General features: G+C 34.0%; 2 protein-coding genes and 1 pseudogene. All 3 read right to left on the bottom strand.

The features are described 5' to 3' along the window. Positions 1 to 419: 419 nt before the first annotated feature. Positions 420 to 613 (bottom strand): annotated as a pseudogene (locus ACFVQC_RS25955) (replication-relaxation family protein); the annotation flags it as partial. A 240-nt stretch (positions 614 to 853) separates the two neighbouring features. Next, positions 854 to 1729, bottom strand: coding sequence for an exosporium leader peptide-containing protein (locus tag ACFVQC_RS25950; protein WP_377899638.1), 876 nt, complete (start codon positions 1727 to 1729; stop codon positions 854 to 856). A gap of 447 nt (positions 1730 to 2176) precedes the next feature. Next, a complete protein-coding gene (locus tag ACFVQC_RS25945) occupies positions 2177 to 4582 on the bottom strand; it encodes a PAS domain S-box protein (protein WP_377899637.1) in 2406 nt (801 codons plus the stop codon). Positions 4583 to 6000 lie beyond the last annotated feature (1418 nt).

Below are 6000 nucleotides of genomic sequence, written 5' to 3'. Positions count from 1 at the left end.
GGACTGTGGAGATAGCCTAATAAATTAGAGTTCGATAGAACTCTTTACTTAGGAATCCCCCTCTTCTAAACGAAGTGAAAGTGGGGGTAGTTCAACAGTGAATCTAGACTTATTTACTATCTATTTTTTAAAATTATCTTATTTACTTTCTTGTATCTCGAAAATATCATTAGGTTCTTTGAAATCTCTTTCTGTGTATCCATAACTATCTAAGTATGCCTTTGCTCTTTTCTTAGCTTCTTTGATTGCATTATCCATTTTTAAGGGTGAAGTAGTACGTTTTATGCATTGTTATGCAACGTTAATAATCATTAATATATAAGGGTTTAGAGGACATATCAGCGACCATTTCCCTCTTATCATTAATAAGAAGTATTCGTTTAGTTTGCATTTTCGTTTGCAATCTGGTTAACACTTTTTTATATCTCTTCTATTACATATACCTTCACAAACACATCATACTTAGCTGCCAACTCTTCATATTTTTTAGCTTTTCTTTATTCACTTTCATTTTGTGCGAACAATCTACTTCCCTAGCATGAAGTACTCCTCCATTATCAAGAAACTTCATATCAGGAATATCCCCCTTTTTTTCCTTTTCTATTTTCCAATCCTTCTTCGTTGTAAAGTTGATAGTCTTATATGGGGTATACAAAGAAAACCCTGCTCATTAATTGCTAGCAGGGTTTAATCTGTTTTGAGATAATTGATACAGAAGAAGGAATTGTTCATAATTCACATCGACAACAACCCAGTTTCTCAACGGATCTATGTTTTATTAACTTACTTTTACTTATAAGAGTTTCTATAGAACTATTACATGCTTTTAAATATTTTGTGATTGAGCAGTTGGCTATATTAATTCTATAATTTGAATACTAATATTGGGTTGAGCAGTGGTACCTGCTGGAAAAACACTTGTTTCTCCTTGTGCCCCTGTTGTCACAATTGATAGTGTGCTAGGGCTCCCAACTGGAGTAGTAACAATTGCTCCTCCCGACGATTCATTTGCACCCGTAAAACCTAAAGCTGCTGGTTGGAAATATCCAGAACCCGGTACATCTAAACCGTTTAATTGCAAATTACCCGCCATTCCAACAGACGCATCATAAGTAAGGAAATACACTACATAATACGTATGTCCACCTTCAAGAATTATAGGGAAAGTTCCGGGTGAATGCATAATGTCTGTACCTACAATAACCCCATTATCACTAAGGTCAAGTGGTATCCCTACAATTGTCGAGAATCCTGGGACATTATATATATGAGCACTATTAGGCGAAACAGCTCCTGTCGGACCAGTCGCTCCCGTTGAACCAGTTTCTCCCGTCGGACCGGTTTCCCCCGTTGGACCAGTTTCTCCCGTTGGGCCGGTCGCCCCAGTTGGACCAGTTTCTCCTGTCGGACCGGTTTCTCCCGTTGAACCAGTTTCTCCCGTCGGACCGGTCGCCCCAGTTGGACCAATTTCTCCTGTCGGACCGGTTTCTCCCGTTGGACCAGTTTCTCCCGTCGGACCGGTCGCCCCAGTTGGACCAGTTTCTCCCGTCGGACCGGTCGCCCCAGTTGGACCAGTTTCTCCCGTCGGACCGGTCGCCCCAGTTGGACCGGGTGGTGCAGTAATTGATGAAATCGGTGGTAATGTAGGTCCTACCAAATTAGGATCAAATGGGCTATCAAATTGATTTACATTACAGTTTAATCCTTGCCATTTATTTCTCCTCTCCATATATCTCCCCCCAAAAAAATTTCCATTTCCCATACAACACAAATATTAGACAAAGTATTATTTTCTCTACAAAGGTATGATATATAGAAGATGTACTATTCCCCTCAAAGATTTTTCAATCTAATGAATGTATATCTGATGATTTACCTGCCAAATTAAATATTAGGAAGAATCAATATATATCAGAATATCCGATAACCTTCTATGGATTCCATGTATAGCCAAACATAGTTGAATAACTAACCCTTTTCCCCTTACTTCACATATACATAGGCTACGTTTGCAATTAAGTAAGACTACTGCACTATATAATTGAAGCTGTGAACGAAAAGCCCCCTTTAGATTTTCTAAAGGGGCTTTTTTATATTTCTTCTACAAATCTTATTAGCTCTATATATTTTTTAATTTATGAATGACGGAAAGAGTTAATTTAAGTGAAAGAATGTATTACTTTTGAATTGTACAAATAGGGAGAGTAACTTCAACTGTTGTTCCTTTATTTACTTCACTCTCAATAAATACCTTTCCCTGATGTGTTTCTATAATTTTATAACAGACCATTAATCCTAAGCCAATCCCCTCTTCCTTAATACTGTAAAAAGGTTCTCCTAGATATGGTATACGTTCTTTTGGAATCCCACATCCTTGATCGATAAAGCGAATGCTTATTTGATCATTATCAAGTTTATCAATTTGAATCAAAATTTCTCCTCCCATTGGCATGGATTCAATTGCATTTTTAAAAATATTTACAAATACTTGTTTTAATTGATTTCCTTCACATGGAATCAATGGAATATCCGCTGTAAAATCGATTCTAATTTGTATGTTATTCATCATTGCTTGAGGTTGCAGTAGCATTAAAACTTGATCCATTAGCACACTAATATCATTCGGTTGTATCTTTACCACCTGTGGTTTAGCTACCGCCATAAATTCAGTTGTAATACTTTCTATACGCTCAATCTCTGATGATACTATATCTATATAACCCTGATTATTCTCATTTTCCGTTGATTTTAATAATTGCATAAACCCTTTCATTGCGGTTAATGGATTATTAATTTCATGAGCCATTGCAGTCGCTAATTGTCCTACAACAGCGAGTTTTTCAGATTTTCGTAGTAATTCTTCTGTTTTTAACCGTTCAGTGATATCACGAGAGATACTTAGGAAAACTTTTTTACCATTCAAGTTAAAAACACGGACACTAAACTCAGTTGTTATTATTTTTCCTGTTGGAAAAACATATTCATCTTGCAAAGTGAAAGAAGTCTTTCCTTCTCTAATTTTTTCTAACAGCTTTATAATCATTGGAGAATCTTGTGGTACAGCATTTGGAAATGGCAACGATAGCAGCTCTTCTCTACTATATCCAAATCTTTTACACCCAACAGGGTTTACCTCAATAAATCGACTTGGAACATGATCTTCATTTAGCTCTACTACATATACTGCGTCAGTTGCTTGTTCGATTAGTGCACGGTACTTCATTTCACTATCACTTAATTGTTGGTGTAATCGATGCCGTTCTCTTTCTGCTTGTTTTCTTTCAGAGATGTCTCTACATATTGCTGATAAAGCTATCACATTTCCTCTTACATCTAGAATAGGAGAAACTGTAAGACTGACATCAAGAAGGCTTCCATCGTTACGTTGTCTAATAGTTTCTAATCGAGTAACTACGGATTCACCCGTTAGAATTTTCTGGATATTTTTAAGCGATTCGTCCATTAAGAAGTCTGGTACACAAGGTAATCTCTTACCTATGATTTCGTGTGATGACCACCCAAATATCTTTTCATAAGCTTTATTAGCTTGTAAAATATGTCCTTCTCGATCAGATATGGTAATAGCGTCTACATTATGCTTTATAAATGATTCCAGTAATTCTTTGGTTGCTCTTAATTCTGATTCTACCTTTTTCCTTTCGGTTATATCGACTGTAGAACCAACAACTTCAATAACTTGTCCATTTCGTTTAATCGGCCTAAGCGCAATAAGAATAATAGTTTTATCATTTGGCCAGGCTAATTCAAATATAATTTCTTTCCCTTCCCATGCTTGAAGATAATACTTCATCAATTGTGGAACTAAATGTGGAGGAACAATAGAAGCATCAATAGTGCGTAAGCTTTTCCCTACCACCTGTTCAGAATAAAATCCGTTTTGATAATAAAACTGTCCATCACATAAAGTGTGTATAAAGTGCTTACCCACTTTTTTAAATTTAAAGATCCCCCCTTGAAGCTCATGTACGGTATCTGTGAGTTCTTGCTTCGATTTTTTTAATTTTCGATTTATTTTAGATAAGTCCTGTGTTAAATAATATAATCTCTGGTAAGCTTCCATAAGAAATAGCCCAATTAAAAGTCCTAAAGCAATATATAATAAGCCTTGAGTGTAAAGCAATGTAGTATTAAAGAATACACCAACTAACCACTTTATTCCCACAAAAACAGAAAAATATAAAGATGCACTTTTAAATGGATTGAGGTTTTTAAAATATATTTTAAAAGTAGTAAATAGGATACCCATACCTAAATAAGCAATCACAGGTGGTTCCCAATACCCACCAATGTAAAAAATACGCATTATAATAATGCTAATTAACGTAATCCAACCAGCAATGCGACCAAAGTAAATAAAAGATAGAATAAGAGGAACAACTCGAAGATCGTAGGAAAATCCCATGTACGGAAAAGAAAAGAACATCAAAGTAACTGCGATAATCCCCCCATAGAATTTTTCAAAATATCGCCTGGAATGACTCGTAAACACTTGAATAAATATTGCTGCGCTAACAAGTAAAGAAAAAATAGAAAGATTGATGAAATAGTCTTTAATAATCATGTAATGTCCCTCCTTGCATTAAGTATATTCGACAAAAAAGCGGAAAATCCTACAAATAGTATAAACAGTTCAGATGTATAAAATTTAAAATGCATGTAAGTAATCTCTAAATCTTGGACATACTGATACTGTTACTCTAAAAAGTTGTACAATCGGTATAAATATCGAAGAATTAGTACTTCATACAAAGAAATTCTCCCTAAAGGATATTAACACGAGATTGACATATCGCAAAATCGAATCAAAATACAGACCAGAAATGAGATTGACATATCAACAGACATTAACATGTTAACCTTAGGAAGCATTAAAATGTTAACCTCATGTCAACTCCCCTTACTATTAATGATAACTAGAAACTAACAATACATCGATAAACCATAGATTTATTAGTATGAGAATTGAAATACAAAAATTCACAGCATTTAAAAACCCTCAATAAATAAAATGATTCCTTATCAATATATAAAGAATGTTTCTTTATATATTGATAAGAGAATTTTGAGCGGAAGATTAATAGAACATATAGACTGTAAAGTAAAATTACATCCAGTGTATCTGAGTGTATTTAATAAAGTAATATCAGAATTACTTTGTAACATGCAACTTAGAGATTTCCGATTTACCATTAAATACATAATTGAAGATTTAGTACTTCATATAAAGAAATTCTTCTCATAGAGTGTCGATATGACATTAACATTTCGCGAAGCAGGATCTAAACATATACCTAGAATGGTATTGACACATCAGCAGATATTAACATATTAACCCTCAAGGGAATAAAAATATCAATGTTATGTTAACTATTATTGGTTTTAATAAAAACAAGACATTAACAACAGATCTATAAAACTACAACTTTATTAGGATGAGAATTAAAATACGAAAATCTACACTACTTAAGAACCACACTTTATAAATCCCTAGAAATTCCGCGCTGAAAATTATCAAGAAATGCAGACTATCAAGCAAAGCACTGTCCATTATAGTGAATTCATATCAATAGAATACTATCTTAATTTGAGCAAAATTACTTTGTAATATAAGCTTTAGAAGTTTTAAATCCACTCTTGGGTATGTAATTGAAGGAACAATATTTCAATTAAAGATATTATTCCTGCGAGTATTGACATGAGATTGACATTCTACAGAAACAGGTCCGCATACGTACTAGAAATGAGATTGACATATCAAGAAACATTAACATGTTAATGTTTAGAGCAACACAATTGTTAATCTTATATCAACCATACTTAATTCTATCAATGACAAGACATTAACAAAACATTGATTGATGTAGATCCTTATTAGTAGCGCTATTAATATACCAGGTTCACAACGATTGAATATTATTTACAATTAATAAAGGCCGCATAGATCCTATTAGTAAAAGGTTTTTCTTTGTGATTTACACT

It is taken from the genome of Bacillus sp. NPDC057893, assembly GCF_042796455.1.
GTDB lineage: Bacteria > Bacillota > Bacilli > Bacillales > Bacillaceae_G > Bacillus_A.
This window is presented reverse-complemented; position numbering and strand designations above follow the sequence as displayed.

Excerpts from the sequence above, each read along its gene's own strand:
- ACFVQC_RS25950 (WP_377899638.1), bottom strand. The coding sequence starts at position 1,729 with ATGGAGAGGAGAAATAAATGGCAAGGATTAAACTGTAATGTAAATCAA.
- ACFVQC_RS25945 (WP_377899637.1), bottom strand. The coding sequence starts at position 4,582 with ATGATTATTAAAGACTATTTCATCAATCTTTCTATTTTTTCTTTACTT.